This is a genomic window from Rhodococcus ruitaii, assembly GCF_055230935.1.
The window spans coordinates 74,816-99,608 of the sequence record NZ_JBUYWC010000021.1; the positions used below are offsets into that span (position 1 = coordinate 74,816).

23 protein-coding genes, 1 tRNA gene and 1 rRNA gene are annotated in these 24,793 nt (G+C 66.1%); 2 read left to right on the forward strand and 23 right to left on the reverse strand.

Annotation, left to right across the window (positions count from 1 at the left end):
* The first annotated feature begins 88 nt into the window (after nucleotides 1–88).
* Entirely contained in the window at nucleotides 89–1,096 is a 1,008-nt protein-coding gene (locus ACZI8W_RS23515; RefSeq protein WP_463370931.1) for an AraC family transcriptional regulator, read from the forward strand.
* A 355-nt stretch (nucleotides 1,097–1,451) separates the two neighbouring features.
* Here the strand turns inward: ACZI8W_RS23515 and ACZI8W_RS23520 are convergent, their stop codons facing one another.
* From ACZI8W_RS23520 to ACZI8W_RS23535, 4 genes are all read right to left on the reverse strand, one after another.
* Nucleotides 1,452–1,697, reverse strand: a complete 246-nt coding sequence (locus ACZI8W_RS23520) for an IS3 family transposase (protein ID WP_463370932.1) — start codon at nucleotides 1,695–1,697, stop codon at nucleotides 1,452–1,454.
* A 276-nt stretch (nucleotides 1,698–1,973) separates the two neighbouring features.
* Nucleotides 1,974–3,872, reverse strand: coding sequence for a serine hydrolase domain-containing protein (locus tag ACZI8W_RS23525; protein WP_463370933.1), 1,899 nt, complete (start codon nucleotides 3,870–3,872; stop codon nucleotides 1,974–1,976).
* A gap of 35 nt (nucleotides 3,873–3,907) precedes the next feature.
* Nucleotides 3,908–4,342 carry a DUF6463 family protein gene (locus ACZI8W_RS23530; protein WP_463370934.1) on the reverse strand — a complete coding sequence of 145 codons (435 nt, stop codon included), beginning with the start codon at nucleotides 4,340–4,342 and terminating at the stop codon, nucleotides 3,908–3,910.
* A gap of 14 nt (nucleotides 4,343–4,356) precedes the next feature.
* Nucleotides 4,357–5,430, reverse strand: a complete 1,074-nt coding sequence (locus ACZI8W_RS23535; protein ID WP_463370935.1) for a serine hydrolase domain-containing protein — start codon at nucleotides 5,428–5,430, stop codon at nucleotides 4,357–4,359.
* Between the two features lie 76 nt (nucleotides 5,431–5,506).
* Between ACZI8W_RS23535 and ACZI8W_RS23540 the strand changes: the two genes are divergently transcribed.
* Nucleotides 5,507–6,022: a helix-turn-helix transcriptional regulator gene (locus tag ACZI8W_RS23540; RefSeq protein ID WP_463370936.1), complete on the forward strand. Its 516-nt coding sequence runs from the start codon at nucleotides 5,507–5,509 to the stop codon at nucleotides 6,020–6,022.
* Between the two features lie 528 nt (nucleotides 6,023–6,550).
* Here ACZI8W_RS23540 and ACZI8W_RS23545 read toward each other — a convergent pair.
* The 19 genes from ACZI8W_RS23545 to rrf form a co-directional block, all read right to left on the reverse strand.
* Nucleotides 6,551–6,624, reverse strand: a tRNA-Pro gene (locus ACZI8W_RS23545).
* Nucleotides 6,625–6,715: 91 nt separating this feature from the next.
* Nucleotides 6,716–8,146: a ribosome biogenesis GTPase Der gene (gene der, locus ACZI8W_RS23550; RefSeq protein WP_463370937.1), complete on the reverse strand. Its 1,431-nt coding sequence runs from the start codon at nucleotides 8,144–8,146 to the stop codon at nucleotides 6,716–6,718.
* Nucleotides 8,143–8,805, reverse strand: a complete 663-nt coding sequence (gene cmk / locus ACZI8W_RS23555; RefSeq protein ID WP_463370956.1) for a (d)CMP kinase — start codon at nucleotides 8,803–8,805, stop codon at nucleotides 8,143–8,145. The genes der and cmk overlap by 4 nt, the downstream gene beginning before the upstream one ends.
* A 32-nt stretch (nucleotides 8,806–8,837) precedes the next feature.
* The gene (locus ACZI8W_RS23560; protein WP_463370939.1) at nucleotides 8,838–9,833 is read right to left on the reverse strand and encodes a pseudouridine synthase; all 996 of its coding nucleotides are present in this window, start codon (nucleotides 9,831–9,833) and stop codon (nucleotides 8,838–8,840) included.
* A gap of 67 nt (nucleotides 9,834–9,900) precedes the next feature.
* Nucleotides 9,901–10,533 carry an SMC-Scp complex subunit ScpB gene (scpB, locus tag ACZI8W_RS23565; protein ID WP_463370957.1) on the reverse strand — a complete coding sequence of 211 codons (633 nt, stop codon included), beginning with the start codon at nucleotides 10,531–10,533 and terminating at the stop codon, nucleotides 9,901–9,903.
* An 89-nt stretch (nucleotides 10,534–10,622) separates the two neighbouring features.
* On the reverse strand, nucleotides 10,623–11,462 hold the full coding sequence (locus ACZI8W_RS23570; RefSeq protein ID WP_463370958.1) for a segregation and condensation protein A: 840 nt from the start codon (nucleotides 11,460–11,462) through the stop codon (nucleotides 10,623–10,625).
* A gap of 66 nt (nucleotides 11,463–11,528) precedes the next feature.
* A complete protein-coding gene (locus ACZI8W_RS23575) occupies nucleotides 11,529–12,425 on the reverse strand; it encodes a ParA family protein (RefSeq protein ID WP_463370959.1) in 897 nt (298 codons plus the stop codon).
* Nucleotides 12,426–12,809: 384 nt separating this feature from the next.
* Nucleotides 12,810–13,727, reverse strand: coding sequence for a site-specific tyrosine recombinase XerD (xerD, locus tag ACZI8W_RS23580; RefSeq protein WP_463370940.1), 918 nt, complete (start codon nucleotides 13,725–13,727; stop codon nucleotides 12,810–12,812).
* 5 nt (nucleotides 13,728–13,732) lie between these two features.
* Nucleotides 13,733–14,359 carry an NUDIX domain-containing protein gene (locus ACZI8W_RS23585; protein ID WP_463370941.1) on the reverse strand — a complete coding sequence of 209 codons (627 nt, stop codon included), beginning with the start codon at nucleotides 14,357–14,359 and terminating at the stop codon, nucleotides 13,733–13,735.
* A gap of 3 nt (nucleotides 14,360–14,362) precedes the next feature.
* The gene (locus tag ACZI8W_RS23590; protein WP_463370942.1) at nucleotides 14,363–16,135 is read right to left on the reverse strand and encodes a CTP synthase; all 1,773 of its coding nucleotides are present in this window, start codon (nucleotides 16,133–16,135) and stop codon (nucleotides 14,363–14,365) included.
* Nucleotides 16,136–16,306: 171 nt separating this feature from the next.
* Nucleotides 16,307–17,251 carry a copper transporter gene (locus ACZI8W_RS23595; protein WP_463370943.1) on the reverse strand — a complete coding sequence of 315 codons (945 nt, stop codon included), beginning with the start codon at nucleotides 17,249–17,251 and terminating at the stop codon, nucleotides 16,307–16,309.
* A complete protein-coding gene (steA, locus tag ACZI8W_RS23600; RefSeq protein ID WP_463370944.1) occupies nucleotides 17,248–18,432 on the reverse strand; it encodes a putative cytokinetic ring protein SteA in 1,185 nt (394 codons plus the stop codon). Before steA ends, ACZI8W_RS23595 begins: the two co-directional genes overlap by 4 nt.
* A 98-nt stretch (nucleotides 18,433–18,530) precedes the next feature.
* The gene (gene recN, locus ACZI8W_RS23605; protein ID WP_463370945.1) at nucleotides 18,531–20,300 is read right to left on the reverse strand and encodes a DNA repair protein RecN; all 1,770 of its coding nucleotides are present in this window, start codon (nucleotides 20,298–20,300) and stop codon (nucleotides 18,531–18,533) included.
* Entirely contained in the window at nucleotides 20,301–21,212 is a 912-nt protein-coding gene (locus ACZI8W_RS23610; protein ID WP_463370960.1) for an NAD kinase, read from the reverse strand.
* Between the two features lie 29 nt (nucleotides 21,213–21,241).
* Complete coding sequence (locus ACZI8W_RS23615; protein WP_463370946.1) at nucleotides 21,242–22,066, reverse strand: TlyA family RNA methyltransferase; 825 nt, start codon at nucleotides 22,064–22,066, stop codon at nucleotides 21,242–21,244.
* Nucleotide 22,067: 1 nt separating this feature from the next.
* Nucleotides 22,068–22,286, reverse strand: coding sequence for a hypothetical protein (locus ACZI8W_RS23620; protein ID WP_463370947.1), 219 nt, complete (start codon nucleotides 22,284–22,286; stop codon nucleotides 22,068–22,070).
* 53 nt (nucleotides 22,287–22,339) lie between these two features.
* Nucleotides 22,340–23,356, reverse strand: coding sequence for an HAD-IIA family hydrolase (locus ACZI8W_RS23625; RefSeq protein WP_463370948.1), 1,017 nt, complete (start codon nucleotides 23,354–23,356; stop codon nucleotides 22,340–22,342).
* Nucleotides 23,353–24,606, reverse strand: a complete 1,254-nt coding sequence (locus ACZI8W_RS23630; protein ID WP_463370949.1) for a tetratricopeptide repeat protein — start codon at nucleotides 24,604–24,606, stop codon at nucleotides 23,353–23,355. Before ACZI8W_RS23630 ends, ACZI8W_RS23625 begins: the two co-directional genes overlap by 4 nt.
* A gap of 67 nt (nucleotides 24,607–24,673) precedes the next feature.
* Nucleotides 24,674–24,790 (reverse strand): 5S ribosomal RNA (gene rrf, locus ACZI8W_RS23635).
* Nucleotides 24,791–24,793: the final 3 nt, after the last annotated feature.

Genomic DNA, 24,793 nt, shown 5'->3' on the forward strand with positions numbered 1-24,793 from the left:
AGGACGTTCTATGACTTTCCGTCCGACGCCCATGTTCATTCGTCCTACGGGACTGGACGGATGAGCACTCAGCAGCGAGGGTGGACACGTGACGATCGAGAGGGTTCGGCAGACCGACAGCGTGCCCTATCCGTGGACACCGGTCGATCGCCTCGCGGAGGCCCTTCACCTGCTGCGCATGCGCGGCGGCTTCTACTGTCGGTCGGAGTTGAGCGCGCCGTGGGCGCTGGAGATGCCACCGGTGGCCGACAGCGTGAGCTTCCATCTTGTCGTCTCGGGCGAAATGTGGCTCGAGGTCCCCGATTCGGCGTCGGAACAGCTCCTGCCCGGAGATTTCGTCATCGTGCCGCACGGGGCGGGACACCTGATGCGCAGCGATCCGAGCATCCCCCGCACGGGGTGTACGGGGCGCGTGGATCTACTCCCCCAGACCATGATCGGCGACCACTACTCGGTTCTGCGCTGCGGCGGAGGTGGTGAACAGTCCACTCTGGTGTGCGGGGTCGTCGAGTTCGATCATCCGACTGCGCGACGTCTGGTGGCGTTGCTGCCTCCCGTCGTGCGGATGGACACGACCGGGTCGGCGAGGCACAGCGCGCCGACGCAGGTGTTGTCGTTGATGGCCGAGGAAGCGCAGCACGTGCAGGCCGGTGGCGAGGCGGTACTCACACGATTGGCGGACATTCTTGTGATCATGGCAATCCGGAGTTGGATCGATTCCGCGCCGGCGGCCCGGCGTGGATGGATCGGTGCTCTGCAGGACCCACAGGTGGGACGTGCACTCGCCGCGGTCCACCGCGCCCCCGATCGGCCGTGGACGGTCGGGTCTCTCGCGCGCGAAGCGGCGATGTCGCGGTCGGCGTTCGCGGCGCGGTTCACCGAGCTGGTCGGCGAACCCGCGATGCGGTACGTCGGTCGATGGCGGATGGAATCGGCGACCGTCGCGTTGCAGGACGGCGCGACGGTCGCCGAACTCGCGTCGAGGTCGGGTTACGAGTCCGAAGCAGCGTTCTCGAAGGCATTCAAGAGGATCACAGGCGTGTCTCCAGGGTCGGTCCGCCGCAGCACGGGCGGCACATTCGCCGCTCGTCGGTAGCGCGACGGCATCCGTGGTGCTGCCCGGTTGCCGGCGCCCGCAACCTCACGAGCGGCCCTGTTCGAACGCTGCGGTGCGCTCTACTGCCCGGTGGGCACGCCGACCTGCTTTCGGTGGTCGGCCTTGATCACCTCGAACAGAGTTGTCCAGTTTTCCCCACCGCGACGGTCAACACCCTGCGGCGGTCGCGGCGTCGTCCAGGTTCTTGATCGCGTCCGGCAATCCGCGCCCAACCCGGGATTCGACACCGGCCTCGACGATGTGGCCGGCGGTGGCACCCATCATTTCGACGTCTCCCGCGACACGGTGTGTGTCAAGTCCCGAGTCTTGTTGAGGCTGAGTGTGTGTTCAGCACTCAGGCCGCAGACGCGGCCGGCGGTTGTGCGTAGTCACGGGGCCTGTCGGTCTCCGGCGCCGGCTTCGTCGTCCGGGGCCATTTCCCGCGGACGGTGCCGCGGACACCGAGTTCGCGGCAGAGCCGCTCGATGGTGCAGCGGGCCACCTCGTGGCCTTCCCGGCCCAGTTGGGCGTGGGTCTCACGGATCCCGTAGACCCGCATCCGGGGGTGGGTGTGGATGCGCATGATGTGTTCTTTGAGCACGGAGTCGCGGCGCGCACAAGTACTGGGCCCGCTACCTGTGGACGAACTCCGGCTTCGCGAAAAACGCTGTGGCGGAACGCAATATCTCCATCGACTGGCGTAGTTCACGGTTCTCCTTCTCCAGGCGGCGGATCCGCGCCTCGACGGCGAGTCGGGTCGCTCGTTCACGGAGTTCTTGGGGGGTATTTGGAGTTCGCCATGATGGATCGGGGTGGTCCTCCCGGGATGTCTGGCTCACCCTCAATGAAACCAGGGACGATTAAGTGCGCCCGGTGGTCATGGGGATGGTAGCGCCCAGGTCACCAGAAGGATCGACATCGCGATGCCGATCAGCGCGGCTGGAACGGCCAGCACACGACGCCATGTGGTCAATTTCGGCCACCGTCTGATCGCGAGAATCAGCCATACCGTACCGATGGCCAGCTGGATCGCGGTCCCGCCGCGAAGCGTCCAGACAGCAGCACCGCCTGCATGGACATAAGCGGCGGCGTCGGCGGTCATTGGCGATGCCAGCAGCCCTATCGTGCCCAGGATCAGCGCCAGGGAAACCGCCGACCATGCCAGTGCGGTTCCGCGAGAGACTGCTCCCGGCGGTTTCCGGTCTCGCCTACGGACCCACCACGCTCGCAGCGCTCCGGCGATGGCGACCGCGGCCAGCAGGACCGTGCCGATGATCGCCCCGATGACAAATCGCAGATCTGTCCACCACGAGGCCTCGGTCAGGGTCTGCTGCAGCATCCCACCGTCGCCGCGCAGCAGCAGCACCGACCCGTCACTGGTTCGCACACCGGCCAAACAGCCGTGTTCGTCGCACCATCTCCCCGGCGTGGACGTCGGAGACAGCCGCCGGTCCCCGACCACGAGATCATCGCCCGCTGCTCGCACGGTGATCTGACCGGTCATGCTGCGCAGGAGTGCTTCAGGGCCACGGCTCGCGAAAAGTTGCTCGTGAAAGGTGCCTGCCGGGGTGGCCGGCTCGACCTCGGCAGCCCACCCCGGGGCGATGGTGGGCATGCCTTCCTCCGGCAGCGGCTCCGGGGTGGCCTGGCCGGTGTCGATCGCCCATTGGGCGGCCTCGTCCACGATGGCGTCGGTGAGCTCCGCAGCTTCGATATCTTCTGTGGTGACCGCCGTGAAGATGCCGATATCGGCGTCGGGGATGATCGCCAGCCACGCCAGCCCGCTGGCACCGGCGTGTTCGAGCACCGGCAGATCAGAGCGCCAGGACTCGAAGAACACCTGGGTATGACCGCCACCCCCGTGCGCGGGACGCACCGTCGGCTCGAGCGCCTCGGCGAGCACCTCCTCCGGCAGCCCGCCACCCGAGAGCAGGGAATGCAGCAACTCCGTGGCGTCCTGCGTCGACCAGGTCAGCGACGCGGACGGCCGCTCGGTGATCTCCAACCAGTCGGTGTGTGCCCAACCCTCGCTGTCGCGGGTGCTCATCTGCACGTCACCCCCCTGCGGTCTGGGTCCGTCGAAGTTCGCGCTGGTCGCACCCACAGGTTCCAGCACCCACTCGGATGCGGCGTCCTCGAAGCTTCCGCCTGTGGCTTCCTCGATGGCCGCCCCGAGCAGGGCGTAGCCCTGCATGGGTGAGTAGTGCAGCCCGACCCCGGAGGGACGTGCCAACTGCGGTGGATGCTCGGACAACGCATGCAGCAGGATCTCCCCATTTTCGGTGCTGGGATCAGGGTGCAGCAGCAGCGCTTCTACCAGGCCACTGTGATGGGTCAGCAGGTGACGCCCGGTGACCGGTTCATCCAATGCGGCATCTCGCCGATCCTCCACCGGCAGCGCATCACGGATATCGGCATCCAGATCCAACATCCCCGCATGATGCAACTGAAGAGCGGTCAGTGCGGTGACGACCTTGGACACCGACGCGACCGGGGTGCGGGTCTGCGGAGTCAGCGGTGACCCGGTCGCCGGGTCGCTGACGCCCCATGTTTCTGAGAGCACCGGCCCATCGGCATCGACCACGGCAACCATGACACCGGGGGTCGTGGTGCCGAGGTGGCCATCGACCAGTGTTTCGATGCGTTCCCGCAGGTCGTGCTCATCCTCGCTGGGTGCAGCTGCCGCCGCAGCGGCCGGGTACGAGAAAGCGAGTACGCCGGTGAACAGGATCGCCGTCACCGCGCGCAGTCCGCGACGGAAAGTGAACATGCTCATGACCTCTCCCTACGGGCGTTCCGGGGTGGTCATTATCAGCTTTTCGATGGGAACGTCTTGGATCCCTCCGTGGTTGAGTGGCGTGTGGTGCGCCAGGAGCGCGCCACAGCGAGAACCGCCACGGCCAAAACGAGCACGAACCCCGACGTCGGGGCCATGCTCACCCCGATTCCCGCCACGAGCAGCAGCGCAATGCTGATCACCCATGGCAGCCGACCAGAAAGCTCGATGAACGTGATCGCCAGCCCAGCGACAACACCGACAGCACCGGTCATCGAGAACCACAGCACCTGGGCGCGCTCACCGATGAACGCGCCAAACCAGCCCTCAGCAACGGCATCGACCAGCATCGGACCCGCATCAACTACCCCGACGACGATATGCAGCACACACACCGCGAACAGGCCGGGGCCGACATACGCCCTGTATCTGGCCTCCGACGAATCGCCGTCTGATCTGAATGCAGTCATGATTTCCTCCTTCCTCAACCGCAATCTCTGATCATGCGGGCCAGTCGGATGTGCGCGTTGAAGCTGGCGGGCATCCTTCGGTAGGAGTGGAAGTTCAGTATCAGATGCGTGCGCTGGCGCGGGTAGTAGAACATGTGGGTTGCGGTGTAGCCGAGTCCTCCGACCGGTTGCGGGTATCCGCGCAGGAGCGGGAAGAATCCCGGGAAACGCAGACAGACCATGCCTGCGCCGTAGTGCACCCCTCCGGTGAACCGGTGGCGCGGTCTGCTGAAGAACTCGATCCAGCCCCGGTCACACAAGACGCCACCGTGGAATGCGCGTTGGAACCGCACCAGGTCCATTGCACTGGCCGGTCCGCCCATGCCGTTACACCACGCGAGGTTCGGCGCGAACGCTTCCCGGATATCGAGACCGGGTGTGCGCAACCAGAACGGGGCAAGAGAGGGCAGCAGGGACTTCAGCTGCTCGGGGCCCGCATTGACCCATGCCGATGCGGTCTCCATGCCGCATACCTCGAAGATGTTCGATGAGAGCTGTTCACCGAAGCCGCTGCCGGTGGCCTCCTCGATGATGCGGATCAGCAGCAGGTACGCGGTATCACTGTAGAGGAACCTCGCGCCCGGGGGCCCGACCGGAGGAAGACTGGAAGCCTGCTCCAGCAGCTCAGACAGTGTCCAGATGCGCTCGGGGCGCGCTTCGATCGCCTCGATCGAGCACTCGGTGCGGTGGCCCCTGGGAGGCAACAGGATATCGGGAAGCCCCGAGGTATGCGAGAGCAGATGCTCAACGGTCACATCACGAGCGTTGACCACACCGGGTGCTGCCGGGAGAAACCCGTAGTCCGCGCGGGGCAGGAGTTCGCCCAGCGGCGTATCGGGCGTGCAGACACGCGCGTCGAAGAGCTGGGCGATGAGCGTGGCAATGAAGACTTTGTCGATGCTGGCTGTCCAGAACGGCTGATCCGGATCCCCGACCGAGAGGTTCACGTCAGGCCCGGACACCAGCGCCGTCGGCGGCACCGGGAACCGGCGGCTGGTGGCACGCATGAGCCGCCTGGTGTTCTTCCGGATAGCGGTGTCACGAGTCACGAACAACCCCCTTATGTATCTAATAGATATGTCTACTAGACAGAATAATTGTCGTCAAGAGATTAGACTTGTGAACATGTCGCACGTGATCCTCGGACTGCTGATGCTCTGGCCGCAGAGCCTGTACGAGCTGAAGAAGAGCTTCGAATCCGGAGTCTCGCTGTTCTACAGCGCCAGCACCGGCAGCATCAAACGTGCCCTCGACCAGTTGCTTGCCGCCGACCGAATCACGGTAGAGTCCTATGACGGATCGCGCGGCAAGAAGGTCTACGCCGTCACGGATACTGGGCGTGAAGAGTTTCACCGATGGATGCATGACGATATCGCCGGCTCGGATCTGGAGGGTGCGATACTCCCACGCGCATTCTTCCTCGGACTCCTCGATGCCGAGGAACGACCGGCGATCGCCTCCCGCATCCGTCAGCGCATCCGAGCCGACCGTGAACGCTTCGAGCAGCTTCAGAAGCGCACCGCCATCCTCGAGGTTCCAGAAGGCTTCGAAGACGTTGCGCGCTATCAACTCGCAACACTGCAATACGGACTCGACGCGCTTCACACGGCGTTGAGCTGGGCAGACAAACACCTGCCATAGTGCGATGAGGGTAGTGAGGTCATCGATGCTCGAGTGGGTCGAGGTGTCTGCGATGTTGCGCCTTGGCCGAGCTGGGCTGGCAAGGGGCCAGTGTGTGAGACGGCAGAATGGCATGAAACTCAGCGTGAATCTCTTTACGACGCTTGACGGCGTAAGCCAGAGTCCCGGAAGTCCGGATGAAGACCGGAGGAACGGGTTCGAACACGGTGGCTCTGGAAATCCTGGGACGACGCCTGCGCGCAAGCCGTCGTGCACTGGTATGAACGCTGCGGAGCACTGCTGCTGGGCAGAAATACCTACGACACGTTGCTTCCCGCTGACCGCACGTCACCGATCCGCACGACGCCGTGGCTGCGCACATCAATCACGACCAAAATACGTCGTGACCTCATTGCCGGATCCGGTCTTGCCCGACCGCAGTTGCATCCCGGCGATCACGAACAACCCAACGTCAAACTCGCCGCCCCTTTCGCCTCACTCACCCCCGACATGTCTTCGCATGTCGAGGGTTCGAGTAGGCGACTTCGGTCGGGCTGACAGGATTTGAACCTGCGACCACTTGACCCCCAGTCAAGTGCGCTACCAAGCTGCGCCACAGCCCGTCCGCGCTCTCGTCGAGCGCTCGTTGAGATTACAACAGGAACGGACCGAAAGGCGAATCGGCTGGTCAACGCCATTTCCGGGAATTCGGGTCTACTTGCGACGGTCGCGCTTCTCCCGAACTCGCACGGAGATGCGGACGGGGCTGCCGTCGAAGTTGAACTCCTCACGCAGCTTCCGTTCGAGGAAGCGGCGGTAGCCTGCTTCGAGGAAGCCGGTAGTGAACAATACGAACGTCGGCGGACGCGTCGCCGCCTGAGTCGCGAACATCACACGGGGCAGGCGACCCCCCCTCATCGGCGGTGGGGTCGCCGCCACCACTTCCTTGAGCCAGGTGTTGAGCCGGCCCGTGGAGATGCGCTTGTCCCACGAGTCGAGCGCGGTCTCCATCGCCGGGACGAGTTTCTGCACGGCGCGACCGGTCTTGGCGGAGATGTTGACACGCGCCGCCCACGGGACCCGCAGCAGATCCCGTTCGATCTCTCGACCCAGTTCGTAGCGCCGGTCTTCGTCGACGAGGTCCCACTTGTTGAATGCGATCACGAGTGCGCGACCGGATTCAACGATCATCGAGATCACTCTCTGATCCTGCTCGGTGATCGGCACCGACGCATCGATGAGCAGCACCGCCACCTCCGCGGCGTCGATCGCCGCGCGGGTGCGCAGCGATGCGTAGAATTCGGCGCCCGACGCGTGAGTGACCCGCTTGCGCAGGCCGGCGGTGTCGACGAAGCGCCACGGCTTGCCGCCGAGTTCGACGATCGAGTCCACCGGGTCGACCGTGGTGCCCGCGACGTCGTGCACCACCGAACGCTCGTCGCCGGAGAGCTTGTTGATCAAGCTGGACTTCCCGACGTTCGGTTTGCCGACCAACGCAACCCGACGGGGTCCTCCCCCACTCGTACCCTCTCGCGGCGTCGGTGGCATCTTCTCGAGCAGGTCGTCGAGCAGATCACCGGTACCGCGACCGTGTGTCGCGGACACCGAATAGGGCTGGCCGAGCCCGAGCGACCACAACGCGGCAGCCTCGGCTTCGACCCGATCGTCGTCGACCTTGTTCGCGACGAGCAGCACCGGGGTCTTCGACCGGCGCAGGACCTTGGCGACGGCCTCGTCGACGGAGGTCGCACCGACCGTGGCGTCCACCACGACGAGGATCGCGTCGGCGGTGCGCATGGCAACCTCCGCCTGACGCGCCACCGACTGCTGCATGCCCTTGGCATCGGGCTCCCAGCCGCCGGTGTCCTGGACCATGAACCGGCGGCCGCTCCAGTTCGCCTCGTACGACACGCGGTCACGGGTGACGCCGGGAATATCCTCGACAACCGCTTCACGGCGACCGATGATGCGGTTCACCAGGGTGGACTTACCGACGTTGGGGCGGCCGACGACAGCGACGGTCGGGATAGGAACGAATTCTTCGAGGTCGTCTCCCGTCTCGAAGTCGAGATCCCAGTCCGATTCTTCCGACCACGTGCCGTCGGAACCCTCGTTGGTGTACTCCGTTGTGACGTCGTCGCTCACAGCGCCGCTCCCGTCTGCTCGGTGACCAGTGCGGTCAGCGCCGCGGTCACCTCATCGATGTTCATGCCGCTGGTGTCCACGACGACGGCGTCGTCCGCGGCGCGCAGAGGCGACACTGCGCGCGTGGAATCGAGATGGTCGCGGCGCTGCACCGACGCGAGCACCGCGTCGTAGTCGTCGCCGCGGCCTTCCGCGATGTTCTGTGAGTTACGTCGCTGGGCGCGTGCTTCCGCCGATGCGGTGAGGAAGATCTTCACGTCCGCATCGGGAAACACTGCGGTGCCGATGTCACGTCCCTCGACCACGACCCGGTGCGCTGCGACGCCCAGGCGCCGCTGCGCTGCGACCAGCAACACCCGCACGGCGGGAACCGCGGAGACCGCGGACACTGCCGCGGTGACCTCGGCTCCGCGGATCTCGCCGTGCACGTCCTGCCCGTCCAGCCGGATGTCCTCGACGTCGGGATCGGTGCCGATCGACCAGGGCAGGTCGGCGACGGACGCGGCGATCGCGGCGGGGTCGGAAAGATCGGTGCCGCGGCGCAGTACGTGCAGCGTCGCGATCCGGTACATGGCTCCGGTGTCGAGGTACGCCGCACCGAGGTGCCGCGCGAGCCGTTTGGCCACGCTGGATTTGCCGGTGCCTGACGGTCCGTCCATGGCGACGATCACTCCGCCCGCCGTAGTGCCGATCACAGTCCCACCGCCTGGTAGAGACCGCCGACCTCATTGCGCCCGAGGACACGGAGGGTGCCCGGACGCTGGTCCCCGAGCGCGACGGGACCGATGTTGGTACGCACCAGTCTGATCACGGGATGACCGACCGAATCGAGAAGTCGGCGCACGATATGCTTGCGGCCCTCGTGCAGATCCAGGCGTACGAGGGATTGGCCTTCGTTCACCTCGAGCAGCGCGAACTTGTCGACCTTGGCAGGCCCGTCGTCGAGTTCGACACCTTCCTTGAGCTGCTTTCCGATACCGCGCGGGAGGACACCCTTGACCGTCGCGAGGTAGGTCTTGTTGACCTCGAAGGACGGGTGCATGAGCCGATGCGCGAGTTCACCGTCGTTGGTCAGGAGCAACAGACCTTCGGTGGCGGCATCGAGTCGACCGACGTGGAACAGTCGCTGTCCCGCGGCGACACGTTCGGAGACGATGTCGCCGACGCACGGGCGACCCAGGTCGTCGGACATGGTGGACTGCCATCCGCGGGGCTTGTTGAGCACGAGATGGACGAGGTCCTTCTTGACGACCACGCGGACACCGTCGACGCGGATCACCGCATTCTCGGGGTCGACGCGCAGTCCCTGCTCCCGAACGATGACTCCGTCGACCTCGATACGACCTCCGTCGATCATGTCTTCGGCGGCTCGTCGCGAGGCCACGCCTGCCTGGGCGAGGACCTTCTGTAGTCGCACGCCCTCGCCGGCAGGCAACTTCGCCGGTTCAGAGGCGCCGCGCTGGTGGCGGGCTGGTTTGGCGTTGCTGATGGTCGGCGTCGCCGAGGTCCGGCGAGCCTGGGGCTTCGGTGCGGCAGGCCTACCACGCTTGTTCAGCGAGGTGCCGCCTTGCCCCCGATGGGGTTTCTTACCGGCGGTAGTTTTCCCTGCAGCGGAATCCCCGGCATCCGGTACGCGCGGATCCGACCGACGGTCGGACGAGGATCTGCCTGTGCCCCGGCCCTTCACGGGGCGGACGGTTCGTTTATGGTCCGGTGTGCCATCACGGCGAGCGGGCTTTTTCACTTTTTTCCTGTCAGTTCTCTGGATCGAACTCCGCGTGTGAGGGTGTCTCGACGCGCGCGTTCTTTCCTATTCTCTCAAACCTCGGGTCTGCTTCGAGACTGTCACTGATGTCGTCGATCACATCTACGTCGGGCAACAAGGGGCCGACGGGTGGGAGATCACTCAACGACGCGAGGCCGAGACGTTCGAGGAACAGTTCGGTGGTGCTGTAGTAGGTGCCGCCGGTCTCGGGATCGGTGCCGGATTCGGCGATGAGATCGCGGGCGAGCAGGGTACGCATCACTCCGTCGACGTTGACGCCGCGGACGGCACCGACGCGGCTGCGGGTCACCGGTTGCCGGTAGGCGACGACGGCGAGAGTTTCCAGCGCGGCGCGGGTGAGTTTGGTGCGGGCCCCGCCCTGAAGGAGCTTCTCGACGTAAGGGGCATAGTCACGGCGGGTGTAGAGCCTCCAACCGTCACCTGCGAACCGCAGATCGATGCCGGAACCGCGCGCGTCCAGATCTGCGGCGAGCGCACGGAGGGCTCGCTCGGTGCGGTCGGCGGTGACACCGATCGCGGCGGCGAGCTGACCTGCGGGGGCGGGTGTGTCGACCACCAGGAGCAACGCTTCGAGCGCGGCAGTGAGCTCGTCGTCGGCCATGTCGAGCAGTTCGCCGTCCCACGCCCGCTCGTCGCCAGGAGGGACAAGTTGCTCCTTCGCGCGCAGTGCGGGGTCGGGGATGCCGCTGCTCACCCGTAGTCCTCCTCGAAGTCGATGGCACTGTTGTCGTTCTCGCCGGTCCAGGCCACCCGGAGTGGCCCGAGCGGATCGGGTTGTTCGAAGGCGACGGCACGTTCGCGGTAGAGCTCGAGCAGTGCGAGGAACCGCGCGACAACGAGTAGTCCGTGCTCGCAGTCTGCCGTGAGAACGTCGAAGCCGACCCACTCTCCGACGCCGCTACCTTTCAGCAAGGACAGGATGTGTGCGGCCTGCTCAGGCACCGACACGGTCGGGACGTGCAGGTGGTCGAGCCCGACGGTGGGGGTCGGGGTGGGTCGGAACGCTGCGGCAGCGACCTCGGCGAAGCGCTGTGCGTCCACTCCGAGAACAACCTCGGGCACAAGATTTTCGAAGCACTCTTCGAGGGACACCGCGCGCGGGTAGCGGCGGAGCGCGGCGCTTTCGAGATCGGCGAAGTGCTCCGCGATCTGCTTGTATGCCCGGTACTGCAACAGTCGCGCGAACAGCAGGTCGCGGGCCTCCAGCAGCGCGAGATCCTCAGGGTCGTCGACGTCCCCGGAGGGCAGCAAGCGGGCAGCTTTGAGGTCGAGTAAGGTCGCGGCGACGACAAGGAATTCGGTGGTCTGATCGAGGCCGAGTTCAGGACCCAACTGCCGGGTGTAGACGATGAATTCGTCGGTGACCTCGTGCAACGCGACTTCGGTGACGTCGAGGCGGCGTTGCGAGATCAGAGTGAGGAGCAGATCGAACGGGCCCTCGAAGTTGCGGAGCCGCACCCGGAATCCGCCGGTGTCGGCGCTCTCGGGTTCCGGAGTCCGGCCGCTAGCCTCATCGGTGGTCTCGACGATCTCGGTGACAGCAGCAACGGCGGTAGAGCCCGCCTTCGCGGAGTCCTGAGTGGGAGCAGACACGAATCAGCGGCCGGCCCGGTGGATCACTTCACGGGCGAGCGTTCGGTACGACTCGGCGCCACCGGATTTCGGTGCCCAGGTGATGATCGGTTCGCCGGCCACGCTGGTCTCGGGAAATTTGACGGTGCGGGAGATGACGCTGTCGTAGACGAGATCTCCGAAGACCTCGACCACCCGGGACATCACCTCGCGGCCGTGCAGCGTCCGCGAGTCGAACATGGTCACGAGGATCCCGGCAACGGCGAGGCGGGGATTGAGCCGATCTCTGACCTTGGCGACCGTATCGTTGAGCAGAGCCAGACCGCGGAGGCTGAAGAATTCGCACTCCATCGGGATGAGCACCGAGTCGGCGCAGGCCAGGGCATTGACGGTCAGCAGGCCGAGCGACGGCTGACAGTCGACAAGGATGTAGTCGTAGCGCTCGAGTACCGGATACAGGGCGCGGCCGAGAGCCTGCTCGCGCCCGACCTCGGAGACGAGTTGGATCTCGGCCGCGGACAGGTCGATGTTGCTGGGCAGCAGATCGAGGTTCTCGAGGTGCGTGTGGATCAGCACGTCGTCGGTGTCCGCCCGGGGTTCGACCAGTAGATTGTGCACGGTCAGATCGAGATCGTGGTGGGCGACACCGAGTCCGGCCGACAGTGCCCCCTGAGGATCGAGGTCGACGAGTAGTACGCGGCGTCCGCATTCGGCGAGCGCAGCACCCAGGTTGATGGTGGAGGTGGTCTTGCCGACACCCCCTTTCTGGTTACACATCGCGATGATCTTGGCGGGCCCGTGCGACGGCAGTGCCGGCGGTTCGGGAACGTGTCGGCGTGGGCGGCCTGTAGGACCGAGGTCCGCGTTGCCCAGCGGTTCCGCGCCGACGTCTCCGATCGGCTGCGCTTCGGGACCGCCGATCGGTTCTGCCTCGGTAGCATCCGCTGTCGTGCCGTCGGTGGGTTGGTCGTCGACCGGCGATCGTCGTTCGCCCGACAGACCGTGGTCGGCCACGGAACGGACCGACGCGGGTCGGTCCTGTGCAACCGCATGTGCAATGTTCAGGTGTGCGCTGGCTGTGGCAGATGGCCGAGGTGTGCCCACGATCGGTGCTCCCCCTGTTCTGCGTTCTACTGTTGTGCGTCCAGGTCCTACTATGCGTCCAGCGAGCGAAAATCGTTACCGTCGGGTTGTCCGACAGATACCGTTCCGTATCCGGAACCGCTACCGCGTCCCTGGCTCTATGAACGCTACCGCTTGGGTGCCGCGTTGCGGGGAGGGACACGCGTTCTCGGAGCGCACCGATCAGCGTGCGCGTGGGTGTGCACCGGCCCAGACCTCGCGCAGGGCACCCACGGTGACCAGCGTGTAGATCTGCGTTGTCGTCACAGAAGCATGCCCGAGTAACTCCTGTACCACCCTGACGTCGGCACCTCCGTCGAGCAGGTGGGTCGCGAACGAATGCCGGAGTGTGTGCGGTGACACCGTGGTGGTGATACCGGCTCGCTCGGCGGCGGTCTGCAGAACCTGCCACGCGCTCTGCCGCGACAACCGTCCGCCGCGGGCGTTGAGGAACAACGCCGCGGTGAGTCCGGCGGCGAGGACGGGCCGTCCTCGGACCAGATAGGCATCGAGCGCCGCGAGAGCGGGACGCCCGACAGGCACGAGCCGTTGCTTGCCGCCCTTCCCACGCAGAAGCACCGCGCGGGTGTCAGTGTCCACGTCGTCGACGTCGAGCCCGACAGCCTCGGAGATGCGGGCACCCGTCGAGTACAGCAGTTCCAACAGCGCCCGGTCGCGAAGACCACGCGGACCGTCCGCCTCACCGCCGACCACCTCGAGAATCGCCGCTACCTGATCGACGGTGAGCGATTTCGGCAGACGTCGTCCCGCGGTGGGGGGCTTGACGGCACGCGCCACGTCGCTCGAGGTCCGCCCTTCGGCGGCGGTGAAGCGGTGCAGACCACGTACCGCGATCAAGGCACGCGCGACCGAACTGGCGGCGAGCGCCGGGCGGTCCCGGTCCGGGTCGCCGCGACGCAACACCGCCACGAACTCCGCGACATGCTCTTCACGGACCTGAGCGAGATCGCCGATCCCGCAGTCGATGAGGTAGTCCCGGTAGCGGGCAAGATCGCGCCGGTAGGAGGACAGTGTGTTCGCGGCAGCACCACGTTCGACGGTGAGGTGATCGAGGTACGTGTCGAGCTGTCCCGCCAGCACCGACGTCACTCCCCCGCACGGGTGCGGGCGAATGCGACGGGCCGGTCGGGCCACGGCGCGGAGGAGGGGCGCAGTTCGGTCCCGGCAGCGTGCGCGGCTGCCCATGCGAGAATTCCCGACACCGCAGTAGCGTTGACGATGTCGCCGCGTAACGCCATCGACACGGCGTCGGCGAGCGGGATCCGGACGATCTCGAGGTCGGCTTCCTCGTGTTCGGGTTCCGGCCTGTCCACCTCGGACAAGCCTCGGGCTACGAATATGCGGACCGTTTCGTCGGTGAATCCCGGTGAGAGAGCGACGTCGACGAGCGTTGCCCACTGCTGCGCCGCGAGCCCCGTCTCCTCGGCGAGTTCACGTTTCGCGGCCCCGAGCGGCGACTCGCCGGCCTCGTCGAGGAGGCCGGCGGGCAGTTCCCACAATCGTCGGCCGAGCGGATGCCGGTACTGGTGGATCATGACCAGCCGGTCCTCGTCGTCGACGGCCACGACCGCTACCGCGCCGAAGTGTTCGACAACCTCACGATGAGCGGTGTGCCCGTCGGGCATCGCCACCGTATCGACGCGCAGCGACACGATGGCACCTGTGTAGACGCGCCGCGTGGACAGGGTCCGGAATTCATGTCGCTGCGCCATGTACTAACCCGCGTCGCTGCTGCCGGACGACGATGCCACGGCGTCGGCGGAGTCGTCGGCGTTGTTGTTGCAGTTGCGCTTGCCGTCGTCGCCGTGCACGTCCACCGGCAGGCGTTCGGCTGCCTTGTACTTCAGTGCTGCTGAGACCAGCCCGGCGAACAGCGGGTGTGGGCGAGTCGGGCGGCTCTTGAGTTCGGGATGTGCCTGGGTGGCGACGAAGAACGGATGGATGTCCGCCGGATACTCGACGAATTCGACGAGCCTTCCGTCCGGTGAGGTGCCGGAGAAGACGAGCCCGGACTGCGCAATCCGGTCGCGGTAGGCGTTGTTGACCTCGAAGCGGTGGCGATGCCGCTCGGATACCTCGTCGCTGCCGTACGCCTTCGCGACGATCGATCCCTTGGCCAGAACAGCGGGGTAGGCGCCGAGACGCATGGTGCCGCCGAGATCGGCTTCACCGGCGACGGCCTGTGCCTGATCGGCCATCGTGGAAATCACCGGCGCGGTGGTCTCCGGATCGAACTCGGTTGACGATGCGTCGGCGATACCCACCGAGCGGGCCGCTTCGATGACGACACATTGCAGACCGAGGCACAATCCGAGCAGGGGGATCTTCCGGGACCGCGCGAAGCTGATCGCCCCGAGTTTGCCCTCGATACCTCGGATGCCGAAGCCGCCCGGGACGAGGACCGCATCGACATCGCCGAGGTGCGCCTGTGCCCCCGACTCGGTTTCACATTCGTCGGAGGCGACCCAGCGGATCTTGACTTTCGCGCGGTGCGCGAATCCACCCGCCCGCAGTGCTTCGGTGACCGACAGATAGGCATCGGGCAGATCGATGTACTTGCCGACGAGGGCCACTTCGACGGTTTCCCGAGGCTTGTGGACACGATCGAGCAGGTCTCCCCACACCGTCCAGTCGACGTCACGGAACGGGAGCCCGAGCTGACGCACGACGTACGCGTCGAGACCTTCGGTGTGGAGCACCTTGGGGATGTCGTAGATGCTCGGTGCGTCGGGGCACGAGATGCAGCCTGCGACGTCGACGTCGCACATCAGTGAAATCTTCGCCTTGAGCGACGCGGGCACGTCGCGATCGCACCGCAGCACGAGCGCGTCGGGCTGGATACCGATGTTGCGCAACGCCGCCACCGAATGCTGGGTGGGTTTGGTCTTCAGCTCACCGGACGGACCGAGATACGGCACCAGCGATACGTGCAGGAAGAAGCAGTTGTCGCGGCCCACCTCGTGGCGGACCTGCCGGGCAGCCTCGAGGAACGGCTGGGACTCGATGTCACCGACGGTGCCACCGATCTCGGTGATCACGACGTCGGGCGTGTGGCCCTCGGAGTCGGGTGCGGACATCGCCAGGATTCGGCGCTTGATCTCATCGGTGATGTGCGGGATCACTTGCACGGTATCGCCGAGATATTCGCCGCGACGCTCCTTCGCAATGACGGTCGAGTACACCTGGCCGGTGGTGACGTTCGCGTCGGCGTTGAGGTTGCGATCGAGGAAGCGCTCGTAGTGACCCACGTCGAGGTCGGTTTCGGCGCCGTCCTCCGTGACGAACACCTCGCCGTGCTGGAACGGATTCATGGTGCCGGGATCGACGTTGAGATACGGATCGAGTTTCTGCATGGTCACGCGCATTCCGCGCGCGGTGAGCAGTGCGCCGAGGCTCGACGCAGTGAGTCCCTTGCCCAGCGAGGAGGCGACGCCCCCACTGACGAAGATGTGCTTGGTAGGGGTACGCGATTGGCGTGACTGTGGCAACGAAGCTCCCGTGACGTCAGGTGCAGGACTTTTGGACTTCAGACGATACAGCTGGGGCCTGCCGACCCACGGAACTTCACGGTAACACCTGCGGCGTCTGCGGCGTACCCGGCTCACGAGTGTGGGCCCAGAAGCCGTGGACATCACAACACGAGAACACTCTGTGTCCGGTCACCGCGCGGTGGATCCGACGGTGACGGCGGCTGCACCGGGCCCCGTGCCGTAGCGGCCGGCGCCGCCGTCGAACTGTTCGCGCAGAGCCAGTACCGCGGTGCTCCGTCCCGCTTCGCGGCCGAGATTGTCGACGGTCGACAGCCCTCCGGACAGTGCCGCGTCGGCTCGGACCACAGCGAGTGGACCGTTGCCGACAGCCGATTCGGAGCGTCCGGCGAGCACGGCGCCCGCACCCCGAGCGTCGACGGCTGCCGCGAAACGGGCGATCAGTGCGCCCCGGTTTCCTCCGTCGACGTCCTCGGCACCACCACCGGTCAGCATCAGGACGGACTGAGCGGGATCGATTGCGCCGTCGTAGGTGATGAACCCTCCGCTGCGGAGCGCAGACAACGCGAGTTCACGTTCTTCCGGGGTGCTGCGTGGCGCGCCGGTCGCGGGGTCGACGAGCAGCGCCGCACCGAGCAGATCACCAGCGAGACTGCCCGGGTCGACGGCGCCGGTCTGCAGTTGCACTCCCGCGGGGATGATGTTGGTGACCGTGGTGCGGAGCATGTCGGCGCCGGCCGCGTCGAGAAACGACTCTGTCAGCGACAGTCGTCCTGTGACGGTGCCGCCTGCGGAGGCAACGGTGCGTGTGACCGCGTCGAGATCGGCGGGATCGGCGTCGGGGGTGGTCACCATGAGGACGGTGCGATCGACGAGTTCGTCTCGGACCACGCGTGGCGCGACGGTCGCGTCGAACTCGTCGGCGGCACGCAGTTCGGAGTCCAGCCGGTTGGCTCGGTCGTGTTCCGCCTGCAGTTCCCGGCCCATGTCCGCTTTGTCGTCGCGCAGCCCCGCCACGAGGCTGTTCGACAACAGCCCGGAGCCGAGAACGACGCCGAGTCCGAGTGCCAAGAACACCGCGATCAGGGACACCGCGTGCTGGCGCATCGAAATCACTCGAACTGACCCCGTACCCACTCGACGGAGTCGGCCGACCAGGTCGTGACCCAGTCGACGACATCGCCACCCAAATTGGACACGACCAACGCGGCGATCACAGCGATCAGCGCCGCGAAGACGAGCAGCGCGATCACACCGCCGGAGACCCGGCTGCGATACAGGGTGGCGACGGCCTTCGAATCGACCAGTTTCGGACCGACCTTCAGTCGGGTCATGACCGCCGACGGGTTGGTGTCGCGGCGCCCCTGATCGAAGAATTCGTCGAGCGAGACCGTACTGCCCACGGTGACGACGAGTGCCGCACCGTGATGGTCGACGAGGAGAAGCGCGAGGTCGGTGGACGTGCCAGCGGCGGGGAACGTCATCGCACCGATCCCGAGATCCTGAATGCGTTCGAGTCCCGGGGCGTGCCCGTCCGGGTCTGCCGGCAGCACCACCTCAGCACCGGACTGGAGGGTAGCGGTGCCGATTCCGTCCGGGTCGCCGATGATCAGGTCGGGTCGGTAGCCCGCCTTGGTCAAGGCATCGGCACCGGAATCCACACCCACCAGGATCGGTGAGTATTCCTTGATGAAAGGCCGCAGGTTCTTCAGATCCTGCGCATGGCCGGGTCCGCCGGTAACCACCACGACGTGCCGGTCCTGCAGATCGAGGTCGATGTCGGGGATGCCCACCCCGTCGATGAGCAGCGGACTCTCCGACCGGATGAATTCGATGGTGTTGCCCGAGAACGCCTCGAGATGGTCGACCAGACCGGTCTTGGCCTCGATCATACGGTCGGAGATCTCCGCTTCGGTCTGTTCGTCGCCCTCGACGAGCAGCCGTTCTCCGGCGTAGACATCGCCGTCGTGTAGCCGGACCTTGGAGCCGTCCTTGATCTTCTTGAACAGGTCCGTCCCGACACTGTCGATCAGCACGATGTCGTTGGCGACGAGGACTTCCGGGCCAAGATTCGGGTAGCGACCCGAAATGGACGCAGATGCGTTGACGACCGCGGAGACACCCGCTTCCACAAGGGCGTCGGCGGTGACCCGATCGAGGTCGACGGCGTCGAGAACGACGATGTCGCCGGGGCCCACCCGGCGCACCAGTTTCGCGGTGTTCTTGTCGACCCGGGCGATACCGCTCACTCCGGGCAGCGTTTCGTTGTTGCGGGACAGCAGCGCCGGCATCTTCATGGTGAGAATGATGCGCCTGAGGTGCGATGCGATTGTGGAGGCGCGCCGGACGACACCGGTTTCGCGTCGCTTCACACTGCGATGACCGCCGCCCCTGCTCAGCTCTCCCGCTCGGCGTGTGCCATGGCAAGCAATTCCTCAGCGTGCGCCCGGCCGGTCTCGGTGTCGTCGAGCCCCGCGAGCATCCGCGCCAGTTCGGCGACCCGCTCCGTGTCGGTCAAGACGCGCACCCCGCTGCTCACGACACCCGCCGCATCGTCCACCTTGTCGACGACCAGATGAGTGTCGGCGAACGCGGCGACCTGCGGCAAGTGCGTGACCACGATCACCTGGTGCGTGCGTGAGAGTCGCGCCAGACGACGACCGATCTCGACCGCGGCACGGCCGCCGACACCGGCATCGACCTCGTCGAACACCATCGTGGCGCCGCGCTCGGAGGCAGCGAGAACCACTTCGAGTGCCAGCATTACCCGCGACATTTCACCGCCCGACGCGCTACGCGCGAGCGGCAGGGCCGGGACACCGGAGTGAGCGGCCAGACGGAACTCGACCTCGTCGACACCCGACTCACCTGCATGCACCGTGCGGTCACCGGCCGACAGCGGCGCGGAATCCCCCGCACTGGCCTCACGATCGCGGACGTCCACATCGAGCACGGCACGCCCCATCGCGAGCCCGGCCAGTTCCTTGCTGACCGCCTTCGCGAGTTTCGTTGCCGCTTTGCGTCGCGCCGTGGTCAACGCACCGGCCGCGTCGGCGGTCGCCGCGGCCTCGCTGTCCACTTCGGCTGCGAGTTTGTCGAGCGCCCCGGACGACACGTCGAGTCGTGACAGCCGTTCGCGCGCATCGTCGGCCCAGTCGAGGACACCGTCGATGTCGGCGGCGTACTTGCGGGTGAGCGTCTTGAGTTCCGCCTGGCGGCTCAGCAGTGATTCGAGTGCGCCTGGGTCGGACGGGAGATCGGCCAGATAACCCGAGAGGTCCCCAGCGACATCGGTGATCACCGTAATGGACTCGGCCAGCCGTGGACCGAGTTCGCGCAGCACCGGATCATCACTGCCTTCGACGCGGGATCGGGCTTCGCCGAGCAGGTCCAGCGCAGACGCGGCCTCTCCCGCATCGACACTGTCGTAACCAGCGAGGACGCCGTGTGCGGCCGCCGCCGCTTCACGCAGCGAATCGAGATCCGACAGGCGCAGGACATCGGCGACGATTCGCGCATCTTCGCCTCGTTCGGGGGCTACCGCCTCGATTTCCTTCAACCCGAACTGCAGCCGGTCTGCTTCCTGAGCCAACTCGCGCGCTCGGTGCGTGCGGTCGAGAAGTTCGGCGCGCGCGTCGAGCCACTGCCGCCGGTGCGTGCGGTAACGCTCCCGCAGCGACGTGATCGTCTTGCCGCCGAATCGGTCGAGCGCGGCGCGCTGCTGATCGGGACGCAGCAGGCGAAGCTGATCGTTCTGCCCGTGCACCGTCAGGAGCGGATCGGTGAACTCGGCAAGCAACCCGACCGGGATACTGCGACCCCCGAGGTGCGCTCGGGACCCTCCGTCACGGTTGACGGTGCGCACCGCGATGATGCTGCCATCGTCGTCGCGTTGTGCCCCTGCCGATTCGAGCAGCCGAGCCACCTCCTTTTCGATGTGGCTGTTGCCCCCGTCGACACTGAAGCGCCCTTCGACGACTGTACGCGACGCCCCCACCCGTACACGTGCGGAGTCGGCACGCACGCCGGACAGCAGGTGCAAGCTGGTCACCACCATGGTCTTGCCGGCACCGGTCTCGCCGGTCAGCACCGTCAAGCCTCCGTCGAACCGGGCACTTGCCGCGGTGATCACACCGAGATTGTCGATCCGGATCTCTGCGAGCACCTAGAGTTTCCTTCCTCGCCAGCCCTTCACCGGGAGATCGAACTTGCGCACCATCCGATCTGCGAACGGTGCCGAATCCAGCCGTACCCATCGCACGGGATGCTGCCCGCGGACAACCTCGAGGCGCCCTCCTGCCGGGAGCTCGAGCGTGCGGCGTCCATCGCAGAACACGAGCCCGGCATGGCTGCCCGCCAGCGTCTCGACCGCAACGATCGACTTCGGGCTGGTCACCAGCGGGCGCGCGAACAACGCGTGGGCGTTGCTCGGGATCACGAGTAGAGCCTCGAGTTCAGGCCACACGATCGGTCCTCCCGCGGAGAAGGCGTACGCCGTCGAACCGGTCGGGGTGGCGATCAGCACACCGTCCCCGCCGAAGGACGAGACCGGGCGTCCGTCCACTTCGAGGACCACCTCGAGGACGCCGAGCCGCGATTGATTCTCGAGACTCGCCTCGTTGAGCGCCCACCCCCGGTCGACGATCACATCGTCCACACGGATCGTCACGTCGAGCGTCATCCGATTCTCGATCTCGTACTGCTTTCGCACCACTTGGTGCAGTGCTGCTTCGAGATGATCCGCCTCGGCCTCGGCGAGGAATCCGATCCGGCCGAGATTGATACCGAGCACCGGCACAGATGCCTGCTGCGCGAGCTCGGCGGCACGCAGGAAACTACCGTCGCCGCCGAGCACGATGACCATCTCGCTCCCCATAGCTGCATCGGGGCCGGATTCGACGACCCGGATTCTTGTGCCGGGAACGTCGAGTGCCCCGAGTCCGGTGCTGATCGCTTCGTCGTCCAAGACCCGCAGGACGATTCCGGCCTCACCGAAGAGTTTCGCGACCCGCTGTGCAGTTGCTGCGATCTCCTCCCTGCCCGAATGTGATACGAGCAGCACCTCGCGGCCCGGCATCCCGGGCGTCGTTTCGCCCGACCCTGTTGTCACTGAGGTCCTTCCTGCACCGCTTGCTCGATGAGTTCGACCACGCTCGCGTCGAGGTCTCCCGTGTCCGGTTCTCCTGCCCGAAGCCACAGGAAGTACTCCACGTTTCCCGACGGGCCGGGTAGCGGGCTGGCAACCGCACCCAAGGTGCGTAATCCGAGTTTCTGCGCGTCGCGTGCGACCTCGGACACTGCCTCGGTCCGCAGCCCCGGATCGCGTACCACTCCACCGCTGCCGACCCGATCCTTTCCCACTTCGAACTGCGGTTTGACCATCGGGAGCAGGTCGGCGCCGGGCGCGGCGCACCGGACGAACGCCGGGAGCACAAGGCGCAACGAAATGAACGACAGATCCGCTACGACGACATCGACCTCTCCCCCGATCGTCTCGGCGTCGATGTTACGCACATTCGTTCGATCGATCACGTGGACGCGTCCGTCCGACTGCAGTCGCCACACGAGCTGTCCGTATCCGACGTCGACCGCGACGACCTCGGACGCACCCCCCTGGAGAAGTACATCGGTGAACCCACCGGTCGATGCACCGGCGTCGAGGCAACGCCGACCCGAGATCTGCAGACCGGACGGGGTGAATGCTTCCAGTGCACCCAGCAGCTTGTGCGCACCTCTCGACGCCCACGACACCTCGTCGACCACATCGTTGACGATCAGAGGGGTGTTCGGTTCCACTGCGGTCGCCGGTTTCGTCGCCACTGTTCCGGCAATGAGAACTCTGCCCGCCGCGATCAACTCGCGTGCCTGCTCCCGTGAGCGCGCCAGCCCGCGGCGCACCAACTCGGCGTCGACCCGTGCTCTACGCGCCATGTCAGATCTTGTCCACGGTCGAGAGCGCTTGGACGAGCACGTCGTGCGCCTGTTCGAGCAGCTGCGCCTGACGCCCGATCGCTGCAGCCGGATCGCCACCGGCATCCTCCTCCTGGACACACGCCAGCAACCGGTCGACCTCGACGTGCACAGCATCAGGATCGACGTCGGGGCCGGCGCCGGGAAGGTGTTCTCCTGGACGTGGAATCGGCATGCTCATCGACGACCACGCTAGTCCATGATCGATACGGCGGACACATCGCACGACCGATGTCAGGTCGCCGCACCCCACTGAGCAACCACCCGGCGAGAGACCTCGTCCCGACCCAGGACGGCGCCGAAATTCGGGTGTGCCCACGCGATGTCGAGCACGGCCCGCAGCGCAACCATGATTTCGTCGGCCGCATCCGCTGCGCCGTCTCCGGGTGCAGCGGATGCGAGGTGCAGATCACCGCCGTCGACGGCGACCGTCCACCCTCGCCCGGGCTTCACCCGCAGGTCCGATTCCTCGGTGTCCAGGCATGCCAGGGACGAAGCAACGTAGGTGGGCCGTTGATGCGAAGGTGCACGTAGCAGATCGTCGATCGTGCTCACTCCGGTCAGTACCAGAAGCGAGTCGGCGCCGACAGCGTTCGCACCTTCGATGTCGGTGTCGAGACGGTCTCCGATGACGAGGGGGCGAGTCGCCGAGGACCGGCTGATCGCGTCCTCGAGCAGGGGCGCCGCGGGTTTACCGGCGACAATCGGTGTGCGGCCGGTGGCAGATTTCAGTGCCGCCACCATCGACCCGTTGCCGAGGACAAGTCCTCGTTCGGTCGGGAGTGTCGAGTCGACATTGGTCGCCACCCACAAAACACCCGCCCTGATGGCGAGGGTCGCCTCGGCGAGTACGCGCCATCCGGTGTCAGGAGAATGCCCCTGGACCACCGCGACCGGCTTCGCGTCCGCCGACCGGACCGGTTCGAGCGACACCGCAGCGATCTCCTCCGCGAGCGCCTCCGTACCGACCACCAGAACTCTCGATCCGGCAGGGACACGCTCGGACAGGATCCGCGCAGCAGACTGGGAGCTGGTCACCACCGAATCGGTATCGGCGACGAACCCGAGTTCCTGCAGGTGTTCTGCGACCTCATGCGGACGCCGGCTGGCATTGTTCGTCACATAGAACATGCGATCACCGACGCCGAGTGCCTCGCGCGCCCCGGGCACCGCTTCGGTCCCCCGGTAGACAGTGCCATCGAGGTCGAGCAGTAATACGTCGTACCGGGAACGCAAGGTCTGCGCACTCACAGGTTGTCTCCGGTGAGCTCGTCCACCCGATCCTCGGCATCGGTCACACCCTCGAGATCAGCGGCCGCCGAGTGCAGGAACCATTGCAGACCCTCATCCGTCCGACCGGCCGCCACCAGCGCATCGGCATAGGCATAGAACAGGCGTGCTGCAGGAGTGCCGGTCCGCTCCGGATCGAGATCAGGGGTCTGCAGGGTCACTACAGCCTGATCGATCTGACCGAGATCCATCCGCGCACCCGCGACCACGATGCGCAACTCCGCCGCCTCGTCGCCTGTCAGCTTGCGCGCGTCCTCACCTCGACCGAGTTCGACGGCCTTCTCGGGACGGCCGAGGCCACGCTCACAGTCGGCCATGACGGCGAGCAGGCCGGTTTCACCCGACATTCGGCGGGCAGCCCGAAGCTCGGAGAGCGCTTCGGCCCACTCCCCGGCGTGGTACGCCGTGATTCCTGCTGCCTCACGTACCACCGCGATACGACCTGCGCGTTGCCGAGCCGCACGCGCGTGGGACAACGCACTCCGTGGGTCATCGTCGATCAGACGTCCGGCCATGACCAGGTGCCGTGCGACAGCGTTCGCGTTCGCCTTGTCCAGGCTCAGCAGGTCGCGGCGAATGGACGGATCGAGCTCCGAGGCCTCGACGTCCTCGGGAAGATCGGGTTCGTCCGGACGTGCCTCCCGACGTTGCGGCCGGAGTCCCTCGCGACCCTTGGGATCGAATCCGCCTTCTCCACCTCGCCGACGGGGTGATCCTCCGCTGCTGCGACGCTCGTCCCCGGCACCTCGACGCTCAGCACTGTAGCCTCCGCGAGTGTCGTCACGAGGACGTCGTTCGTCCGAAGAGCGACGGTCATCGGACGAACGGTTCGGGCGTCCGGAGTACCCGGAGCGGCCCCCGCGCCGGTCTTCACTGCGTCCGAAGGCGGAGCCCTGCCGCCCCTGACCATCATCGCGCCTGTGGTCTCCACCGCGCCGTTCGGCACCGGAGCTGTCCTGGCGCGGACGGTCGCCGTGGGGACGAACGCTGCGGGAATCGCCACCTCGGCGATCGTCTCCGCGACGGTCGCGCTCCCGATTGTCGTCGCGGCCACGAACGGGCCGACCTGCTCCGCCGTAAGACGGTCGGCGGTCCTCCTTCCGGTCTTCACCGCGTTCATCGTCTCGCCGACGGTTGTCGCCGCTCCGGCCCGACCACGGAGTGGATCCCCCGCTTCGGAAGGACCTACGTTCACCGTTACTGTCGGACACAGAAAAATCCTTTCATGAAAAGCACGAAGGGGGACCCATACAAGTGGGTCCCCCTTCGCAAACGGGTGTTCGGCAGCGACCTACTCTCCCACACCCTGACGAGTGCAGTACCATCGGCGCAGACAGGCTTAGCTTCCGGGTTCGGAATGAGACCGGGCGTTTCCCTATCGCTATAACCACCGAAACT